An 18,429-nucleotide genomic window follows, 5' to 3' on the forward strand; every position below is an offset into this window, starting at 1 on the left:
CAAGCTTTAGCGTCACGCCCGTGAAGTTCGGAATCAGCTACAGCACCCCGCACCTCGGCGTCGACCCCGCCACCCTCACTCGCTTCGCGCGTGACGCCGAAGAACTCGGCTTCGAATCGCTCTACCTTCCCGAACACATCGCCCTGCAACCCGGCACGAAGATCGGGGCGATGACGCTGGACCCGGCGCTGCCCTACGGTGACCCGCTCGAGTGCCTGGCCTTCGTCGCCGCCGGGACGCGGCGGATCCTGCTCGGCACCGGCGTCCTGCTGCTGCCGTACCACCACCCGGTCGTGCTCGCCAAGCGGCTGGCGACCCTCGACCTGCTCTCCGGCGGGCGCCTGCGGCTGCTCACCGTCGGCGTCGGCGCGCTGCCCGGGGAGGCCGCCGCGGCCGGGGTCGACTTCGCCACCCGCGGCCGCCGCGCCGACGAGGCGCTCGACGTCCTGCGGCTGCTTTGGGAGGGCGACGAGACCGGCGTCAGCCACGACGGCGAGTTCTTCCGCTTCGAGAACGTCTGCAGTTTCCCGAAGCCGACCGGCCGGCTGCCGATCCACGTCGGGGGCTCGAGCCCGGCGGCCGCGCGGCGGGCCGGGCGCCGTGGTGACGGCTACTTCCCGGGCGGCCGGCTCACCCCGGACGAGCGCCGCCGTCAGCTCGGCCTCGCCCGGACGGCCGCGGCAGAAGCCGGCCGGGACCCGGATGCCTTGCAGTACACGCGATGGGGCTCGCTCGGAATGTCCGAAGTGGACGTCGAGGGGCTCGCGAACGAGGGCGTGACCCGGCTGGTCGTGAGCCCCTCGACCGCCGACCCGGTCGCCCAGCGGGAGGAGCTGGCGGCCTTCGCCGAGAGGTTCGCGCTTGCGCCAATCAGGTGATCTGTCCGAAGTCTAAAATTTTCTGGTCGGTGTCAAGTTCTTGCGTGACGGCGCTCACTTGTTGCATGCTCGGGTGGCTCTGAGTCCCCTCCCCGCCGTCTCGAAGAAGAGAAGACGCCATGACTCGAACGCGCCTGTCCCGGCTCGTCGCCGGATTCCTCGCCGTGGGGCTGTCCGCCGCCGGGCTGTCCCTCGCCGCCGCCGCGAGCGCTCCGCCGGGCACGGCCGCGCAGCCCGCCGCGCTCGCCGACGTGCCCCTGACCAGGACGGTGTCGGCGAGCAGCGCGCTGCCCGGCTACCCCGTCGCCAACGCCGTCGACGGGAACCAGGCCACCTACTGGGAGTCCGCGAACAACGCGTTCCCGCAGTGGATCCAGGCCGACCTGGGCTCCACGAAGACGCTCTCGCGGATCGTGCTGAAGCTGCCCGCGACCTGGGAGTCCCGCACCGAAACCCTCGCCGTGCGCGGCAGCACCGACGGCACGGCGTTCACCGACCTCGCCGCCGCCACGGGGTATGCCTTCGCGGCCGGCACCGGCACCGTCACGATCCCGGTGACCGCCTCGACCCGGTACGTCCGGCTGAACGTCACCGCGAACAGCCAGTGGCCCGCCGCCCAGCTCGCGGAGTTCGAGCTGTACGGCCACGATTCCGGCGACACGCAGGCTCCGACCGCGCCGGCGAACCTCTCGCTCACCGAACCGGGCTCGGGGCAGATCAAGCTCACCTGGTCGGCCTCGACCGACGACGTCGGCGTCACCGGCTACACCGTCTACCGCGACGGCGCCGCCGTCACCACGGTCACCGGCACCGGCTTCACCGAGACGCGGCCCGCCGGCACACGCGTCGAATACTTCGTGCGCGCCAAGGACGCCGCCGGGCACGAGTCGGCCGACAGCAACCACGTCGTGCGCCAGGGCACCCAGGCCGGGCAGAACCTCGCCGCGGGCAAGCCGATCGAGGCCTCCTCGAGCGTCTTCTCCTTCGTCGCCGCCAACGCCAACGACGGCAACACCGGCACCTACTGGGAAGCCTCCGGGCAGCCGGGCACGCTGACCGTCAAGCTCGGCGCGAACGCCGACCTCGACCAGGTCGTCGTGAAGCTGAACCCGGACGCGGTCTGGGGTGCGCGGACGCAGACCTTCGAGGTGCTCGGCCGCGACCAGGGCGCCACGGCGTTCACCACGCTGAAGGCCGGCGCCGACTACCGCTTCGACCCGGCGGCCAACCAGAACACCGTCACCATCCCCGTCAGCGGGCGGGTGGCCGACGTCCGGCTGCGGTTCACCACCAACTCCGGCGCGCCCGGCGGGCAGGTGGCGGAATACCAGGTGTTCGGCACGCCGGCGCCGAACCCGGACCTCGTCGTCACCGGCACGACGTGGACCCCGGCGAACCCGACGGAGACCAGCCAGGTTTCGGTCTCGGCGACCGTGAAGAACGCGGGCACCGCGGCTTCGGCCGCCACGACCGCCACCGTCAGCCTGGGCGGGACGGTCGTCGGCACCGCGCCCGTCGGCGCCCTCGCCGCCGGCGCGGCCACGACCGTGACGGTGAACGCGGGCACCCGCCCGCAGGGCACCTACAGCGTCTCGACCACGGTCGACCCGGCCGGCACGGTCGTCGAGCAGGACGACACCAACAACACCTTCACCTCACCGACGCCGCTGGTGATCGCCCAGGCGCCGGGGCCGGACCTCGAGGTCACCGGCATCACGTCCAACCCGCCCAACCCGGCGGCGGGCGCGGCGGTGTCGTTCAGCGTCGCGGTGCACAACCGCGGCACCACCGCCTCCGGCACGTCGGTGACCCGCTTGACCGCCGGCACGACTACCCTGACCGGCGCCACGGGCACGATCGCGGCCGGCGCCACGGCGACCGTCGCGATCTCCGGCACGTGGACCGCCACCAACGGCGGCGCCACGCTCACCGCGACCGCCGACGCGACGAACACGGTCGCGGAGACCAACGAGTCCAACAACGAGCTGTCGCGGGCGATCGTCGTCGGTCGCGGCGCGGCCGTGCCGTACACCGAGTACGAGGCGGAATCCGCGCAGTACCAAGGACAACTGCTCCAGACCGACGCGCTGCGCACGTTCGGGCACACGAACTTCGCGACCGAGTCCTCGGGCCGCCAGTCCGTCCGGCTGGCGAGCCAGGGCCAGTACGTCGAGGTGACGTCGGCGAACCAGGCGAACTCGATCGTCGTGCGCAACTCGGTCCCCGACGCCCCGGGCGGCGGCGGGCAGGACTACACGCTCAGCCTGTACGTCAACGGGACCTTCGCGCAGAAGCTGACGCTGTCCTCGACGCACAGCTGGCTCTACGGCACCACCGACGACCCCGAAGGCCTGACGAACACCCCGGGGAGCGACGCGCGGCGGTTGTTCGACGAGTCGCACGCGCTGCTCTCCCAGTCGTACCCGCCGGGCACGAAGTTCCGGCTGCAGCGGGACAACGGCGACAACGCGGCGTACTACGTGATCGACCTCGTCGACCTGGAACAGGTGGCCCCGGCGCTGCCGAAGCCGGCCGAGTGCACGTCGATCACCGAGTACGGCGCCGTGTCCGGCGACGGCGTCGACGACGCCCCGGCCATCCAGCGCGCGGTCACCGACGACCAGAACGGCAGGATCGCCTGCGTCTGGATCCCGGAAGGGCAGTGGCGGCAGGAAGCCAAGATCCTGACCGACGACCCGACCGTGCCCAACGGCGGCGGTCAGTACAACCAGGTCGGCATCTCGAACGTGACGATCCGCGGCGCCGGCATGTGGCGCTCGCAGCTGTACTCGCTGATCCAGCCGCAGGACGCGGGCACGATCAACCACCCGCACGAAGGCAACTTCGGGTTCGACATCGACAAGAACGTGCAGCTCTCGGACATCGCCATCTTCGGGTCCGGCCGGATCCGCGGCGGGGACGGCAACGCCGAGGGCGGCGTCGGGCTCAACGGCCGGTTCGGCACCGGCACGAAGATCTCGAACGTGTGGATCGAACACGCGAACGTCGGGGTCTGGGTCGGCCGCGACTACAGCAACAAGCCCGAGCTGTGGGGCCCGGCCGACGGCCTCGAGTTCAGCGGCATGCGGATCCGCGACACCTACGCCGACGGCATCAACTTCACCAACGGCACCCGCAACTCGAAGGTGTTCAACTCGTCCTTCCGCACCACCGGTGACGACTCGATGGCGGTGTGGGCCAACCAGTACGTGAAGGACACCTCGACCGACATCGGGCACGACAACGCGTTCACCAACAACACGGTCCAGCTTCCCTGGCGCGCCAACGGCATCGCGATCTACGGCGGGTACGGGAACCGGATCGAGAACAACCTCGTCTACGACACGATGAACTACCCGGGCATCATGCTGGCGACCGACCACGACCCGCTGCCGTTCTCCGGGCAGACGACGATCGCCAACAACGCCCTCTACCGCTGCGGCGGGGTCTTCTGGGGCGAACAGCAGAAGTTCGGGGCGATCACGTTCTTCGCGCAGGGCAAGGACATCCCGGGGGTGACCTTGCGGGACACCGAGATCCACGACTCGACCTACGACGGCATCCAGTTCAAGACCGGTGGCGGCGTGGTGACCGCGGCGATCACCAACGTGACCGTCGACAAGTCGAACAACGGGGCCGGGATCCTCGCGATGAGCGGCGCCCGCGGCAGCGCGACGCTGACGAACGTGCGGATCACCGGATCGGCCAAGGGTGACGTCGTCATCGAGCCGGGCTCGCAGTTCGTGGTCAACGGGGCTCCTGTCCCGGCGGTGGTCGCGACGGGCCGGCGCGGGGCCAGGTAGGGGACCGGGTGCCGGGGCGACCCGGCACCCTGCCTGTCACCGGGGCTCGACGGCCCGGGATCACGCGTCGGTGGGGGAGCGGCTCCACACCAGGGCCGCGTGCCAGGCGGCGATCAGCGCTTCGTCGTCGGCGTAGCTGGGGCAGGTCCCGACCGGGACCCACGCCTGTTCCACCGGTTCGCCGTCCTCGACCCGCAGGACGGTCACCCCGGCGTACTCCACGACTTCGCGGCCGTGCCCGGCGGGCACCGAGACCGCGCGGGTGCCCAGCCGCAGCCGCACCTGCCGTTCGCCCCTCATCGACCCCGCTCTCCCCTTCATGCTCCACGGTGGTGTCGCGCACCGGCCGGGATCTGTAACAGGCCGGCGGCCCGGGCTGCGGTGAGCGGCCGGAATCGCCCGCCCAGTGGCGCCCGCGCGACGAGTGGGTGCGTCCGTTCGTGCTAATCCACGTGTGAGGACGGCCCGGAGCGGTCACTCCGTTCCCGGACAATCCTTCTGGGGGAGGTGCCGAAGACGTGACGCCCGAAAGTTTCGAGTTCGCGCCGGAGCCGGTGCAGATCAGGCTGGTGCGGTCCTGGGTGCGTGAGCGCCTGGCCGCGGGGAACGTGCCGGCCGGGATCGCCGCCGACGTCGTGCTGATCACCGGCGAGCTGGCGACCAACGCGGTCCGCCACGCCGCCGGACCACTGCGTGCGCTGCTGGTCTGCGCCGACGCCGCGGTGTGGATCGGGGTGGAGGACGCCGGCGGGTCCGCGTGGTTCGACCCGGTCGTGCCCGACGCCGCGCCGGCCGGGACCGGGCTCACCCTGGTCGCCGCGTGCTCCGACCGGCGCGGGTACTTCCACCGCCCGGACGGCGGGAAGACGGTCTGGGCGGAGATCCCGCTCGCCTCCTGAGCCGGGTCAGCCCCGGCGCAGGGCGATGGCCACCGTGTCGTCGGCGTAGGTGACGAAGTCGTGCATCCGGGCCACCAGCTCGCGGGGCAGGACGGCGGCCGGCCGGGTGCGCAGGTCGCGGGCCAGCGGCAGCAGCCGGGCCTGACCTTCGTCGATGTCCTTGCGGCTCTCCACCAAACCGTCGGTGTACAGCAGCAGCGTGTCGCCCGGCGCGAGGTCCACCTCGACCAGCCGCCGGCTGCCGGGATCCGGGAAGCCGATCCCGCGGCCGATGAGGGGTGAGGGCAGCAGCCGCGCGTCGCCCGCCGCCGTGACCAGCAGCGGCTCCGGGTGGCTGCCGTTCGCGAGCCGCGTGCGCCCGGTCACCGGGTCCACGCGGGCGAGCAGGACCGTGGCCATCAGCCCGGGTTCGATCGCGGCGAGGGTGCGGGCGGTGTGGGCGATCAGGTCCGGGAACGGGTGCCCTTCCAGGGCGAGCGTCCGGATCGCGTGGGTGACGGTCAGGGCGTGCCGGGTCGAGGTGACGCCGTGGCCGACCGCGTCGACGAGCGTCACGTGCAGGTCGCCGCCGGGCAGGACGAACCAGTCGTAGAGGTCGCCGCCGGTCGGGGAGTAGTGCACGGCCAGCTCCAGCCCCGGCACCACCGGCGGCGGCGGGCGGAGGGCGTCCTCCAGCTCGCGGAAGATGTGCGCGTGCGCCCGCCGCAGCTGCTCGTCGCGTTGTTCGAGGTCGACGTACATCGCGAGCACGCCGCTGTTGGTCTCGGCGAGCTCGTGCTTGAGGTCCCGCTGCTCCTGGGTCAGCTTGTCGGCGCGGGCGACCAGCGCGAGCATCTCCGCGCGGGTCGCCGGTTCGTCGTCGAGATCGGCCGGTTCGGTCGCCGGCCGGCCGCCGGTGAGGTGCCAGGTGAGCGTGCCGTCGGCGCCGGCTTCGGGCAGCAGCGGCAGTTCGTCGCGCCGCCGCCGGCTCACGGCGTGGGCGAACCGGACGGTGACGGCCAGCCGGTGCCCTTCGGCCACCGTCGTCACATCGACGGGTTCCCCCGCGGCGAAGGCGGGTTCGGCGAGCAGCGTCACGGCCAGCACCAGGCGCGCGCGGTCGTCGGCGGGCACACCGGCCGCACCGCAGGCGGTGCGCAGCTCCCGCCGGAGGCGGGCGAGGTGGTCGTGCATCAGGCGGGGCGTTCCGGGTGCAGGGCGAGCAGGGCGGCGTCGTCGTGCGGATCACGGTACCGGTGGGCGACGTCCGCGGCGAACAGCAGCACGTCCGCCGGCCGGCCGGGACCGCGCCAGCCGCTGCCGACGCCGTCGGTGTGCAGCACGACGGCCTCGTCACCGGCCAGCGCGAGCTGCCGGACCGGCGCCGCGGGCAGCGAGAACCCGACGATGCCGGGCGTGCTGAGCAGCAGCCGCGACGCGCCACCGACGGTCGCGCCGCTGACGTTGCCGACGCCGCAGAACTCGAGCCGGTGCGGCGCGACCCGCACCAGCGCGACCGCGGCGCCGCGGGTCGTGCGCAGCGCGCGGTGCATGTTCGTCAGCTGGTGGGGCAGCGGCCGGTCCGGGTTCTCGGTGAACACGCGCATCGCGGCGTCCGCGGCCTCGGCGGCGTCCGGGCCGTGGCCGAGCCCGTCGGCGACGCACGCGGTGCGGCTGCCGGTGACCTCGGCCAGCGCGACGGCGTCACCGCAGTACTCCTCGCCTTCGCGCGGCAGCCGGAAGTGCCCGGCCGACCCCGAAAACGGCGGTCCGGCCGGGTCGAGGACGCGCGCGGCGGCGAGCGTCCCGGCCGTCGGCGAGGAGGTGATCCGGAACCCGGTCGCCAGCCGCTTGACCTCGTCCGGGCCGGTGCCGTCGAGCAGCCGGCGGTCGAGGTCGGCCGTGCCCGGGCCGTCGCCGGCGGCCAGCACGTCGACCCCGCGCCCGGTGAGCGACCGCTGCACGAACACCGACCCGCCGCGGGTGTGCTCGTCGATGGCGCCGGCCAGCGCGGCGGCCACGACGGCGGCGCGTTCGGCGAGGACGTCGGGCAGCCCGGCGTCGTTCGCGGTCTCCCGCGCGACCCGGGCGGCGGCGTCGGCGGCGCCCGGGTGGTCGACGCGGATCCGGTGGGTCGGCGCCGCGACGGTCGCGGTCACGGTTGCCAGCGCACGACGGTGACCGTGGTGCCGCGGCCGGGCGCGGTGTCGAGGTGGAAGTCGTCGACCAGGCGGCGGGTGCCGCCGAGGCCGTGGCCGAGCCCGGCGCCGGTGCTGAACCCGTCGGCGAGCGCCTGCTCGACGTCGGCGATGCCGGGGCCCTCGTCGCGCACCTCCAGCCGCAGCCCGACACGCCTGCCCGCGTCGCGGACGACGCCGACGGTCATGGTGCCGCCACCGCCGTGGATGTAGGCGTTGCGGACGAGCTCGCTGGCCGCGGTGACGATCTTCGTCTGGTCGACGATCGAGAAGCCCGCGGCGACCGCGCCGGCCCGCACGGCGTGGCGGGCGGCCAGCAGGTCTTCCTCCACCCGCACCGGGTGGACGGCGTGCTCCTCGCCGATCAGCCGCTCGTCAGGGCGCATGAGGCGCCTCTTCGGCGGCCTCGGGACGGCGCCGGCCCAGCAGCTCCATCGCCTGTTCGGCGTTGAGCGCGGTCATGACGCCGGTGAACTGCAGCCCCAGCTCGGTCAGGGTCAGCGCGACGGCCGGGCGCATGCCCGCCACGACCATCCGCGCGCCGAGCAGCCGGCCGGCGCCCGCCATCTCCATGAGCACGCGGGCGACGAACGAGTCGACGATCTCCAGCCGGGAGATGTCCATGACGACGCCGCGGATGCCCTCGTTCGCGATCCGCGCGGTCAGCTCGTCGGTGAACGCCAGCGCGGTCTTGTCGTCGAGATCGCTCAGCAGCCCGCTGAGCAGGACGTCGCCGAGCCGGAGGATCGGCAGGCCGGCGTTCACCCGCTCACCCCGCCCGGGCGGGTGCGTTCGTCGATGCCCAGCTGGGTGATGGTCTGCGCGATCGACGGGCGGATGCCGCTGACGACGCACTCCGCGCCCATCAGCAGGTGCTGCGCCACCGCGGTGTCGACGGTCGGGACGCCGGTGATGTCGATGATCGCCACCCGCGCCTCGTCGGCCTGGATCGCCTCCAGCAGGCTGTTCATCACGACCTGGGTGCGCGCGCTGGCGAGCAGCTCGTCGACCAGCAGCGCGGCCCGGTAGCGCAGCGCGGAGTCCTCGGTGCGGCGTTCGGTCGCGCCCAGCATCGTCCGCTTCAGCGCGAGCATCGCCATCGCGGCCGCCGACGGCTCGGCGCCCACGCGGGCCCGGCGTTCCGACCACGACGTCAGCGCGTCGCGCACCCCCGGGTCGCGCTCGGCGATCCGCGCCACCGGCAAGGTGCCGCCCACGGCGCCGCCCAGGGCCTCCAGCAGGCCGGTCGCCTCGCGCCGCAGCTCGCGGTCGCTCTCCGGACCGGTGCCCGCCTGCTGCCCGGCCCAGTCACGCACCAAGGTGGCCTGGTCCTCGGCCAGCGTCCGCGCCAGCACTTCCCGGACCCGACCCTCGTCCGTGCCCAGCACCGAACCCCTCCTCGACGTCCTGGGGCGCGCGCTGCTGTACGCCGGTCGATTGTTGTCATAAGACAACAATTACGGGAACTATACAGCGCGGGGTTCAGGGCATCCCGGCGGACTCGCCGTCGGCGAGGTCGCGGTACTCCCGCAGCCCGGCGGCCAGCGCCGCGCGGCCCGCGGGACTCATCTTCGCCAGCAGCGTCTCGACGTGCTCCCGGCGCCGGGCCCGCAGGTCCCGCAGGTAGGCACGGCCGCGGTCGGACAGCCGCAGCGTCAGCTCCCGCCGGCTGCGCGCGCTGGGCAGCCGTTCGAGGAAGCCCACCGCCTCGAGCCGGTCGCAGAGCCGGCTGACCAGTGGCGGTGTCGAATGCAGCTGCTCGGCCAGTTCCCGCAGGTTGACGCCGTCGTGGTGGTCCAGCGCGACGACCGCGCGCAGCTGCGACACCGAAAGCGGCCGCGGCGAGACGTCCCGCCCGCGCTCGAACACCGCCTCGAACAGCTCCGCGAGGCTCGCGAGCGGCGCCTCCCCGGCCGGGGCGGTGGCCTGCTCGCGGGATGGATCCACGGCCCCCATCGTGGCATCCCTATGCTGAACCGGCAGCACGGCTCACGCGATTCGCCGTGGACCGGCACGCCGGGACGGCGCAGACTCGTCTGACCGGCCGGCGCCGGCGTGCGCACGGTGCTGGGCGAGCAGGAGGCGGCGTTGGACAGATCCCTGGCGGTGGAACGGCTTCTGCGTGACGTCCCGCCGCACGACCTGCCGGCCGCGCTGCGCTCGGGGCTGGGCGAGCACTTCGGCGCGCTGACCGTCGAGCTGCTGGTGGCCGACTACGCGCTGACCGAGCTGTGCCGGGTCGGCCGCGAGCCGTACACGACCGAGCCGATCCCGGTGGACGGCACGACGCCGGGGGCCGCGTTCGTCGCGCAGGCGGCGACGTTCGACTCCGACAGTGGCGGAGTCACGGGGTACCTGCCGGTCAGCGTCCGCGGCGACCGGCTCGGCGTCCTCGCGGTGACCTTGCCGACGGAGCCCGAGCCGCCGGTGTGGGCCGAGCTCGAGCGGTTCGCCGAGGCGGTGGCGCACGAGCTGTTCGTCGCCGATCGTGACACCGACCTCTACATCCAGGCGCGCCGGTCGTCCCGGCTGACGCTGGCCGCGGAGATGCAGTGGCAGCTGCTCCCGGGCCGCGCGTGCACCCGCGCCGAGTTCGCCCTGGGCGGCCAGCTCGAACCGGCGTACGCGATCTACGGCGACTGCTTCGACTGGTCGGCGTCCGCGCGCAAGCTCGCCGTCACGCTGATCAACGGCATGGGGGAGGGCAGCGAAGCCGCGCTGCTGACCAACCTGGCGATCAACGCGCTGCGCAACGCCCGCCGCGCGGGAATCCCGCTCGACGCGCAGGCGGAGCTGGCCGACCAGGCGGTGTACGCGCACTATCGCGGCGCCGAGCACGTGGCCGCGCTGCTGCTGGAGTTCGACCTGGCGACGGGCGCGGTGTCGGTGGTCGACGCGGGCTCCCCGCGCTTGTGGCGGCTGCGCGACGGCAAGGCCGAGCGCGTGTTCTTCGACGAGCAGCTCCCGCTGGGCACGTTCGACGGAACGATCTACGAGTCGGAGGGCTTCCAGGCGACCGAGGGCGACCGGTACGTGTTCGTCAGCGACGGGGTGTACAACGCGATCGGCCCGCACGGAGAGCACTACGGAGACCGCGAGCTGGCGGAAGCGGTGACGGCAACGGCGGACCTCCCGGCGGCCCACGTCCCGGGCGCGGTGCTGCGCGAGCTGACCCGCCGCCGGCGCGGAGGCCAGGCGGAGGACGACGCGATGGTGGTGTGCCTCGATTGGTTCGGCCCGGTCCCGTCGCTGGGTTCGGCCCCGGCGGTGACGGTCCGCCGCGCGGACTGACGTCAAGCCGCGCCGGTCTGCTCCCGGATCCAGTCCGCCACCACGTCGACCCGGGCGATCGTCTCCGCGCCCGGTCCCGGGCACGGCGGTCCCGTGTTCACGATCGCCACCAGCGTCCCGCTCCGGTCGTCGTCGTCCGATACGAAGAACGGGCCGCCCGAGTCCTCCGGGCAAGGGCCGTTGTCCACCGTGCGCGTGCCGATCGGCAGCGCCTCCAAAGTGGACTCCGCGATGCCCGAAACCCGGAACCGGCCCCGTTTGAGGTGGTCCGACGGGCCCAGGACGGTCGCCGAGTGCGAGCCCCAGCCCGCGAACTGCAGTTCCTCGCCCACCTTCGGGCGGGTCGAGGCCAGCGTCACCGGGGCGATGCCGGGCACCGGGGCGCTGAGCTTCGCCACCGCCAGGTCGTTGACCGGCGACTGGCGGACGTCGACCACCACCGCCGTGTGGCCGCCGGGGTCGGTGTCCTTCAGCCGGCCGACCGTCACCGTCATCGTGTACCGCGGCCGGCCGCCGATCCGGGCGTCCTTCAGGTCGTGGAAGCAGTGCCCGGCCGTGACGACCCACTGCGGCGCGACCAGCGAGCCGCTGCACGCGCCGTCGCGCACGCCGCCGCCGGGGACCGGGATGTCGTCCGACGTCAGCTTCGCGTTGAACGGCAGGATCGGCGAAGGCGGCGGGGGAACCGGAGCGGGCGCCGGGCTCCGGCCCAGCGGCGCGGTGTCCGGCAGGCTGTGCCCGCCGAGGGCCGCGGCCAGCGCGGGTCCCGTTTCCGGCGTGCCGATGACGGCGCCCGCGAACGCGATGCCGGCCCCCACCAGCACCGCGAGGGTCACGGCCCGCGCGCGGAAGCGGCGCCGTCGATCCGAAGTCGTCCTCACACCTTTAATGCACGGATGAGAGCCCGGAATGGTTGTGCGCGACGCTCACTTCGGCGCGGCGATCGCGGGCCACAGCACCGAAACGACCGCTTCGGGAATCTCGTCCCGCCCGTCACCCCGGTAGAACGCGGCGAAGTAGCTGCCGAAACACATCGTCGCGACCGTGTGCTTGTCGACGTCGTCGCGCACGGCGCCCTCGTCCTGCAGCCGCGTCAGCACGTTCTCGACGAGCGTGACCCGCGGTTCGACGGCGTGCTCGCGGAGGATCCCGAGCAGCTCCGGCGTGCGGATGGCCTCGCCGGCGAAGTTGCCCATGAGGACCATCGCGTCCGGGTTGAAGTACGCGGGGTCCAGCCGCCGGACGGCTTCGGTGAACGCCTCGCGCGGCGCCAGGCCGGCCAGGTCCACGGCGTAGCTGTCCCGCTGCTTGCGGAAGCCGTAGTCCAGCGCGTCGACGACCAGCTCGAACTTCGTGCTCCACCGCCGGTACAGCGTCGGGCGGCTGACCTTGGCGTCGGACGCGATGTCGCCGATGGTCATGAGCGAGTAGCCGTCCCGGACGAGCCGCTCGCGCGTGGCGAGGATGATCGCCTCGTCGAGCGCGGCGTCGCGGGGACGCCCTCCGGGGCGTGGCGCGTCTGCTGCCATGCCGGAAGCGTAGCGGATACGTTACGACGTTTGGCTGTTAAGTTACGATACTTGACTGTAATGAAACATCGGCTTACCTTCGGGACACCACCGGAAGGAGCCCCCGATGACCACCGCCCAGCAGCTGATCGACCGCAGCGTCCCCTTCCTCGACGCCGTCAAGAACCGGACGGCGGGCGGCGAGCTGGAGACCTGGCTCAACACCCACCACGGCCCCGGCAGCCCGCTCTACGACGACCTCGCCCGGATGATCACCGACGGCGTCCGGGACGGCTGGGCGGCGAACATCGAAGTCGACGGCCCGAAGTACCGGCGCAGCCGGATCGCCGACCCCCAGGACGCGCTGAACTACTTCAGCGTCACCGCGGTCTACATGGACAGCGTCGAGCCCTACCGCGGCCAGTACCACCAGCACCCCTACGGCGAGCTCAACCTCGTCGTGCCGCTCAACCCGGGCGCGAAGCTGATGGGCCCGCGCGGCTGGAGCGGCCCGGGCTGGACCGCGCCGGGTCCGGGCAGCCACCACTACCCGGAGGTCAAGGGCGGCGCGCTGATCGCCCTCTTCTACCTGCCCGCCGGCCGGATCTCCTACGACATCGCCCCGCCGGCCGAGTGAGCACCACCGTCGAGGACGCGCTGCTGACCCGCCGCAGCTGCCGCGCGTTCCGGCCGGATCCCGTGCCCCGCACGGAGGTCGAGCGGCTGCTGGCGCTGGCGTCCCGCTCGGCCAGCAACTCCAACTGCCAGCCGTGGCGGGTGCACGTGCTGACCGGCGCGGCCAAGCGGGCGCTGACCGCGGACCTGCTGCGCGCCCACGACGAAGGCCGCCGGGCCGCGAGCGAGTTCGGCTACCAGCCCGGCGCCGGTGAGTGGCGGGAGCCGTTCCGCTCCCGCCGTCGCCGCTTCGGCGAAGGGCTCTACCGGGACGCGCTCGGCATCGAACCCGGCGACACCGCCGGGCGCCTCGCCCACCACCGCCGCAACTACGACTTCTTCGGCGCGCCGGTCGGCATGGTCCTCACCGTCAGCAGGCTGCCCCTGCGGGGCGCGCTCGTCGACGCCGGGCTGTTCCTGCAGGGGCTCATGCTCGCCGCGCGCGGAGCCGGGCTGCACACGTGCGCGCAGGCGTCGCTGATCGACTTCCACCCGGTCCTGCGGCGGCACCTGGACGTCCCGGCCGACCACGTGGTCGTCTGCGGGATCGCGCTCGGCTACGCCGACGAAGACCACCGGCTCGGCGCCCACCGCACGACCCGCGAGCCGGTGTCGGCGTTCGCGACCTTCCACGATCGCGTCGCGGATTAGGGCCGCTGCCCCGCTTCGTCGACGAAGGTCTTCGCCGTCACGGCGCTGTCTTCGGTGCCCAGGAACTGGTGTGTCCGGGCGTCGAAAACCAGGACGATCCCCTTGAAGTCCGGCCGGTCGGCGGGGTTCCGCCACGTGATGCCGACGCCGGGGCGGCCCGAGCCGTCGGTGACGTGCTCGAGTGCCTTCAGGCCCGGCACCTTCGCCGCCGCCTGGTAGAGGGCCGCGTAGGACGCGGGGGTGAGGGCCCGCTCGTCGGCGAGGGTCAGCACGTTCTTGCCCATCGAGTTGACGCTGTCCTTGCCGCCGGGGATGGTGCGCAGGTAGGCCAGCATCGCGTCGGCGGTCGTCGGCAGATCCGCGCGGTAGGCGGGGGTGGGCCGGCAGTCCTCCAGGGTGCCCTTTTTCTTCGGGTCGTACGGGCCGGAGTAGGGCGCCTTGCCGTCGTGGCAGCCGGGCAGCTCGGTGTCCTCGGCCAGGAGGCCGTCGCGGGTGCCGTCGACCGACAGCCAGATCTCGCGGACGTGGTGGTCGGGGTATTCCGTCTTCACGTAGAGGAACTGGTCCGGCCGCGGCGGCGTGGCCGGTTCCCGCAGCGCCGCGCTCGCGGCCTCGGTCAGGACCTTGACCGGGTCGGCGTTCGCGACGCTCGCGCCGATGCCCACCCGGTCGGCGGGGGCGAGCGCGACGACCGCGGTGATCGCCGCGGCCAGGCCGACCGTGGCGCCGGCGGCCCAGAACCAGCGCCGGGAGCGGGGTGCGCGTTCGGCGCGGGCGGCCGCCAGCAGCCGGTCCCGTGCGGGGGCGAGCTGTTCGGGCGGCGCGAAGCCGACGGCCCGCGCGCGCTCGCGGATCAGGTCGAGATCATCCATGGCTGGCGGTCTCCTTCACGAGGTCGAGGGCGCCGAGTTCGGCGCGGACGCGGCCGCGGGCGCGGTTGAGCCGCGATTTGACGGTGCCGACGGGGATGGCGAGGGCTTCGGCGACCTCCTGGTAGCCCAGCCCTTCGGCGGCGACGAGCAGCAGGACGTCCCGCTCGCGCGGGCGCAGCTTGGCCAGCGCCCGGTCGAGGTCGGCGCCGAGGGCCTGGGCGCTGACCTGCTCGGCGACCCGGTCGGCGTGCCCGGCGTCGACGTCGGGCGGCCCGACGGCTTGGCGGAGCTTGAGTTCGCGCACCTCGGACCGCCACTGCCGCGAGACGAGGTTCGTCGCGATGCCGTAGAGCCACGGCCGCGCGTCCGGCCGGGACAGGTCGAACCCGGCCCGCTTGCTGAAGGCGATGAGGAACGTGTCGGCGAGGACGTCGTCCGCCGCGGTGGGCCCGAGCCGCCGGACGAGGTAGCGGTGGATGTGCCGGGAATGGCGGTCGAAGATGACCGCGAACAGGCTCGGCTCCGCCCGCGACCGCCCGATCACGCTCGCGTCGTCGCCGGTGTCTTCCGGGGTCATCGCCCGCCTCTCGTCGCGCCCAGTGTCATCTGCTGTTCTCACCGGCCCGGGAACGGGTTCCGGCGACGACCATCAAAGTGATGCAGGTCACATACGGGCTGTATTTGGAAGGTTACTTTACTAATCCTCGCTCCGATTGGTATGTTCGTCGCACCGCCGCCTTCAAGCAGTCCTGGTGCAGACCAGTCAGCTACGGAGGAACTCTTGACGCACGGCATCCCGGCCGCTCGGCCGTAATCCCTTCCCGGACGGGCCACTCGCCGCACCCGCCACGGACGAGTCACGCACACCGGATCCCGGTGTGCTCCCACGCGAGCCCGCGGGCTCGACATTCCCGGAGGTTTCCTTGTCACGCAAGACAACCGTCGCGATCGCGGCCGTCGCCGCGACCGTCGCGGCCGGCTTCGGCGGCCTGAGCCCGTCGGCCGCGGCACCCGGCCCCGGCGCACTGACCACTTTGGACACTTCGGCCGGCAACCGCGCCGCGCCGGTGCCCGGGCTCTACGACTGGAGCAAGGCCGGCTTCCGCGGCGGGCAGAACCTGCCCGGCGCCGACGCCGTCAACCCCAGTGCGAGCTGCCGGATCACCGCGGCGCAGCTCGCTTCCACCTACCAGGTCAAGCCGGACGACGGCGTCGACGACACGGCCGGCATCCAAGCCGCCATCGACAAGATCCACACGTCCTGCTCGCCGTCGGCGAGTTACACCAAGCTGAGCCTGATCACCTTCCCGGCCGGCACGCTGAACGTCACGCACGAAATCCACGTCGACGCGAACTACCTCGTCCTGCGCGGCGCCGGCATGGACGCGACGAAGTTCGTCTACCAGCCCGACAAGAACACCGAGTACGACGTCGTCACCCCGGACGGCGACCAGTGGGACCAGCACGAGATGAACTACGAGGACGGTTCCGGCGGCTGGCTGTGGCCGGGCCGCGGCCTGTTCCGCGTCCAGTCGCGCGGTGTCGACCCCAGCTACGCCAGTCAGTACGAATCCGCGCCGGCCAACCGCAAGGACATCCTCGAAGGCACGATCAACGTGCACTGGAAGGCGGGCGCGAAGCTGCGCGAGAAGCCGGGGGACAAGGGCTTCGCCGCCCGCACCGGTGACAAGACCGTCTACCTGGCCACCGGTGCGAAGACGACGAACATGAAGGTCGGCGGCTTCATCAACATCCGCGCGGCCAACACGATGAAGTTCTACCAGTCGATGAACGCCGTCCCGACGACGTGGCCGCTGCAGAACCTGCACATGCGCCAGCAGTGGTTCACCATCACCGCGCTCGACACCAAGAACCACACGGTGTCCATCGACAAGCCGCTCGAGTACGACGTCCCGGTCGACTCGACTTCGGACGGTTCGGCGCCGATCGACGGCTCGACGTACGCGTCCAAGGCGTCGCCGATCGTGGACCCGATCGTCGGAGTCGGGTTCGAGGACCTCTCCTACACCCAGGCCGCTCCGCCCGGCATCACGCCGGAGCAGGCCAAGGACAACTACGGCAACCTCGCGCCGAGCCTGGCCATGCAGGGCATCGTGTTCAAGTGGGCGGCCGACTCCTGGGTCCGCAACACCCACGCCATCATGACCGGCTCGCACCCGATCGTCACCGAAGAAGCCAAGAACCTGCAGATCGTCGACAACGAGCTGGACGGCTCGTGGAACAAGGGCAAGGGCGGCAACGGCTACTTCCGCGGCTCCCGCGTGTGGGACTCGCTCTACGCCGGCAACACGACCCGCGACCTGCGGCACTTCACGTTCCAGTGGTCGGCTTCGGGCAATGTCGTGATCGGCAACGACATCGACTCCGACTTCAACATCCACGGCGGCTACGAACGCAACAACCTGTTCGAGCTCAACACGAACCGGGTGTCGTTCGCCCACCGCTCGGGCAACTGCACGGCCCACTGCGGGGACGAAGGCGGCGACGCGCCGGACGATTCGACGTGGTTCCCGATCTACTGGTCGACCGGGCAGAAGGCGGTCAAGTGGTCCGGGTCTTCCGGGCCCCGCAACGTCTTCTTCGACAACACCATGACGAAGCAGACGACCGCTGGTGGGGCGTACACGCCGTACTACCCGGACCACACGAAGATCTACCAGTTCGGCTGGGACGGGACCGCCTTCCACCACCTGGACGTCGGCGGCAAGCCGATCACCGACTGGGCCCACAACGAGCAGAAGGACTACACCGGCGGCCACGGCGTCGACGACTCCAAGACGAGCACGGCCAAGTCCCTGTTCCTGAAGAACGCCGGCTGAGGAGGGGAGACGATGTTCAAAACCATCGCGGCGCTGTCCGCGGCCAAGCCGGGTGACACGATCAAGCTGGCCGACGGCGACTACAGCGGCCAGTTCGTGGCGACCAAACCGGGGACCGCGTCGGCGCCGATCACCCTCACCGGCAGCGCGAAAGCCGTGCTGCACGACCCGCTGTTCAACCCCGGTGACACCGACTGCCCGTCCGGCCAGACCGGCTACGGCCTCTGGCTGCAGGGCGCGAGCTACTGGAACCTCACCGGGTTCACGGTCAAGGACTCCAAGAAGGGCATCGTGCTCGACGGCGCCACGCACGTCACCATCGACGGCGTCAGCGTGCACGACATCGGCGCCGAAGCCGTGCACTTCCGCAAGAGCAGCGCCTACGGCGTGATCAAGAACTCGACCATCATCAACACCGGCAAGGAACAGCCCGGGTACGGCGAAGGCGTCTACCTCGGTTCGGCGAACAGCAACTGGGAGTGCTACGGCACGAACGGCGGGAACTCGCCCGACGCGGGTGACTACATCCAGGTGCTGGACAACAGGATCGGCCCGGGCGTGGCGGCCGAGGGCATCGACATCACACGGTGACGAACGCGGCGGGCTGGGGGATCAACTCGACGAACCAGAGCGACTGCGTCTCCCGGAAGAAGCCGAACGTGATCGGCGCGTCCAACACCGCCACCGGCGGGAAGGGGGTGTCGAAGACGCCCGTGACCCCGGGCAGCTGATCGAGCGCCTCGCCGTCCTCCACCGCCAGGGCGGGCGGCGAGGCGTTCACCATGTGGAACACGGGCGTGCCCGGGAATAGCTCCGCGAAGATCCGGTTGACCAC

Annotated in this window: 20 protein-coding genes; 8 read left to right on the forward strand and 12 right to left on the reverse strand. The window is 72.2% G+C overall.

What is annotated here, in order from left to right:
* Positions 1–20 precede the first annotated feature (20 nt).
* Positions 21–878 (forward strand): TIGR03619 family F420-dependent LLM class oxidoreductase, encoded by an 858-nt coding sequence (locus BLV96_RS01290; RefSeq protein WP_086679007.1) that lies wholly within the window; start codon positions 21–23, stop codon positions 876–878.
* Between the two features lie 119 nt (positions 879–997).
* Positions 998–4,681, forward strand: a complete 3,684-nt coding sequence (locus BLV96_RS01295; protein WP_086679006.1) for a CARDB domain-containing protein — start codon at positions 998–1,000, stop codon at positions 4,679–4,681.
* 60 nt (positions 4,682–4,741) lie between these two features.
* On the opposite strand, the gene BLV96_RS01300 is transcribed toward BLV96_RS01295, so the two are convergent.
* Positions 4,742–4,981, reverse strand: a complete 240-nt coding sequence (locus tag BLV96_RS01300) for a hypothetical protein (RefSeq protein ID WP_244179996.1) — start codon at positions 4,979–4,981, stop codon at positions 4,742–4,744.
* A 218-nt stretch (positions 4,982–5,199) separates the two neighbouring features.
* On the opposite strand from BLV96_RS01300, the gene BLV96_RS01305 reads away from it, so the two are divergent.
* Entirely contained in the window at positions 5,200–5,580 is a 381-nt protein-coding gene (locus BLV96_RS01305) for an ATP-binding protein (protein WP_086679005.1), read from the forward strand.
* A gap of 6 nt (positions 5,581–5,586) precedes the next feature.
* On the opposite strand, the gene BLV96_RS01310 is transcribed toward BLV96_RS01305, so the two are convergent.
* The 6 genes from BLV96_RS01310 to BLV96_RS01335 all read right to left on the reverse strand — a co-directional run bounded on the left by BLV96_RS01310 (position 5,587) and on the right by BLV96_RS01335 (position 9,713).
* Entirely contained in the window at positions 5,587–6,753 is a 1,167-nt protein-coding gene (locus BLV96_RS01310; protein WP_091388646.1) for a PP2C family protein-serine/threonine phosphatase, read from the reverse strand.
* A complete protein-coding gene (locus BLV96_RS01315; protein WP_091388648.1) occupies positions 6,753–7,718 on the reverse strand; it encodes a SpoIIE family protein phosphatase in 966 nt (321 codons plus the stop codon). The genes BLV96_RS01310 and BLV96_RS01315 overlap by 1 nt, the downstream gene beginning before the upstream one ends.
* A complete protein-coding gene (locus BLV96_RS01320; protein WP_086683333.1) occupies positions 7,715–8,143 on the reverse strand; it encodes an ATP-binding protein in 429 nt (142 codons plus the stop codon). The genes BLV96_RS01315 and BLV96_RS01320 overlap by 4 nt, the downstream gene beginning before the upstream one ends.
* On the reverse strand, positions 8,133–8,522 hold the full coding sequence (locus BLV96_RS01325; protein ID WP_086683330.1) for an STAS domain-containing protein: 390 nt from the start codon (positions 8,520–8,522) through the stop codon (positions 8,133–8,135). The genes BLV96_RS01320 and BLV96_RS01325 overlap by 11 nt, the downstream gene beginning before the upstream one ends.
* A complete protein-coding gene (locus tag BLV96_RS01330; RefSeq protein WP_086683327.1) occupies positions 8,519–9,145 on the reverse strand; it encodes an STAS domain-containing protein in 627 nt (208 codons plus the stop codon). Before BLV96_RS01330 ends, BLV96_RS01325 begins: the two co-directional genes overlap by 4 nt.
* Positions 9,146–9,239: 94 nt before the next feature.
* Positions 9,240–9,713, reverse strand: coding sequence for a MarR family transcriptional regulator (locus BLV96_RS01335; protein ID WP_086683324.1), 474 nt, complete (start codon positions 9,711–9,713; stop codon positions 9,240–9,242).
* Between the two features lie 132 nt (positions 9,714–9,845).
* Here BLV96_RS01335 and BLV96_RS01340 point away from each other — a divergent pair, with 132 nt between their 5' ends.
* A complete protein-coding gene (locus BLV96_RS01340) occupies positions 9,846–11,048 on the forward strand; it encodes a PP2C family protein-serine/threonine phosphatase (RefSeq protein WP_086683335.1) in 1,203 nt (400 codons plus the stop codon).
* A 2-nt stretch (positions 11,049–11,050) separates the two neighbouring features.
* On the opposite strand, the gene BLV96_RS01345 is transcribed toward BLV96_RS01340, so the two are convergent.
* Both BLV96_RS01345 and BLV96_RS01350 read right to left on the reverse strand, forming a co-directional pair.
* On the reverse strand, positions 11,051–11,929 hold the full coding sequence (locus tag BLV96_RS01345; RefSeq protein ID WP_244179997.1) for a S1 family peptidase: 879 nt from the start codon (positions 11,927–11,929) through the stop codon (positions 11,051–11,053).
* A 45-nt stretch (positions 11,930–11,974) separates the two neighbouring features.
* Positions 11,975–12,577, reverse strand: coding sequence for a TetR/AcrR family transcriptional regulator (locus tag BLV96_RS01350; protein WP_086683319.1), 603 nt, complete (start codon positions 12,575–12,577; stop codon positions 11,975–11,977).
* Positions 12,578–12,683: 106 nt separating this feature from the next.
* Here BLV96_RS01350 and BLV96_RS01355 point away from each other — a divergent pair, with 106 nt between their 5' ends.
* Both BLV96_RS01355 and BLV96_RS01360 read left to right on the forward strand, forming a co-directional pair.
* Positions 12,684–13,193 (forward strand): DUF4863 family protein, encoded by a 510-nt coding sequence (locus tag BLV96_RS01355; protein WP_086683315.1) that lies wholly within the window; start codon positions 12,684–12,686, stop codon positions 13,191–13,193.
* The gene (locus BLV96_RS01360; protein WP_091388650.1) at positions 13,190–13,882 is read left to right on the forward strand and encodes a nitroreductase; all 693 of its coding nucleotides are present in this window, start codon (positions 13,190–13,192) and stop codon (positions 13,880–13,882) included. Before BLV96_RS01355 ends, BLV96_RS01360 begins: the two co-directional genes overlap by 4 nt.
* Here BLV96_RS01360 and BLV96_RS01365 read toward each other — a convergent pair.
* Together BLV96_RS01365 and BLV96_RS01370 are read right to left on the reverse strand one after the other, a co-directional pair.
* Positions 13,879–14,754, reverse strand: coding sequence for a CU044_5270 family protein (locus BLV96_RS01365; protein WP_086678552.1), 876 nt, complete (start codon positions 14,752–14,754; stop codon positions 13,879–13,881). The two genes, BLV96_RS01360 and BLV96_RS01365, sit on opposite strands and share 4 nt — an antisense overlap.
* Positions 14,747–15,331: an RNA polymerase sigma factor gene (locus BLV96_RS01370; RefSeq protein WP_086678551.1), complete on the reverse strand. Its 585-nt coding sequence runs from the start codon at positions 15,329–15,331 to the stop codon at positions 14,747–14,749. The genes BLV96_RS01365 and BLV96_RS01370 overlap by 8 nt, the downstream gene beginning before the upstream one ends.
* A gap of 346 nt (positions 15,332–15,677) precedes the next feature.
* Here BLV96_RS01370 and BLV96_RS01375 point away from each other — a divergent pair, with 346 nt between their 5' ends.
* Both BLV96_RS01375 and BLV96_RS01380 read left to right on the forward strand, forming a co-directional pair.
* Complete coding sequence (locus BLV96_RS01375) at positions 15,678–17,594, forward strand: hypothetical protein (protein ID WP_244179998.1); 1,917 nt, start codon at positions 15,678–15,680, stop codon at positions 17,592–17,594.
* A gap of 12 nt (positions 17,595–17,606) precedes the next feature.
* Positions 17,607–18,185: a right-handed parallel beta-helix repeat-containing protein gene (locus BLV96_RS01380; RefSeq protein ID WP_086678550.1), complete on the forward strand. Its 579-nt coding sequence runs from the start codon at positions 17,607–17,609 to the stop codon at positions 18,183–18,185.
* Here BLV96_RS01380 and BLV96_RS01385 read toward each other — a convergent pair.
* Positions 18,175–18,429, reverse strand: coding sequence for a hypothetical protein (locus BLV96_RS01385; RefSeq protein WP_086678549.1), 255 nt, complete (start codon positions 18,427–18,429; stop codon positions 18,175–18,177). The two genes, BLV96_RS01380 and BLV96_RS01385, sit on opposite strands and share 11 nt — an antisense overlap.

The sequence above is a fragment of the Amycolatopsis pretoriensis genome, assembly GCF_900107925.1.
Classification (GTDB): Bacteria; Actinomycetota; Actinomycetes; order Mycobacteriales; family Pseudonocardiaceae; genus Amycolatopsis; species Amycolatopsis pretoriensis.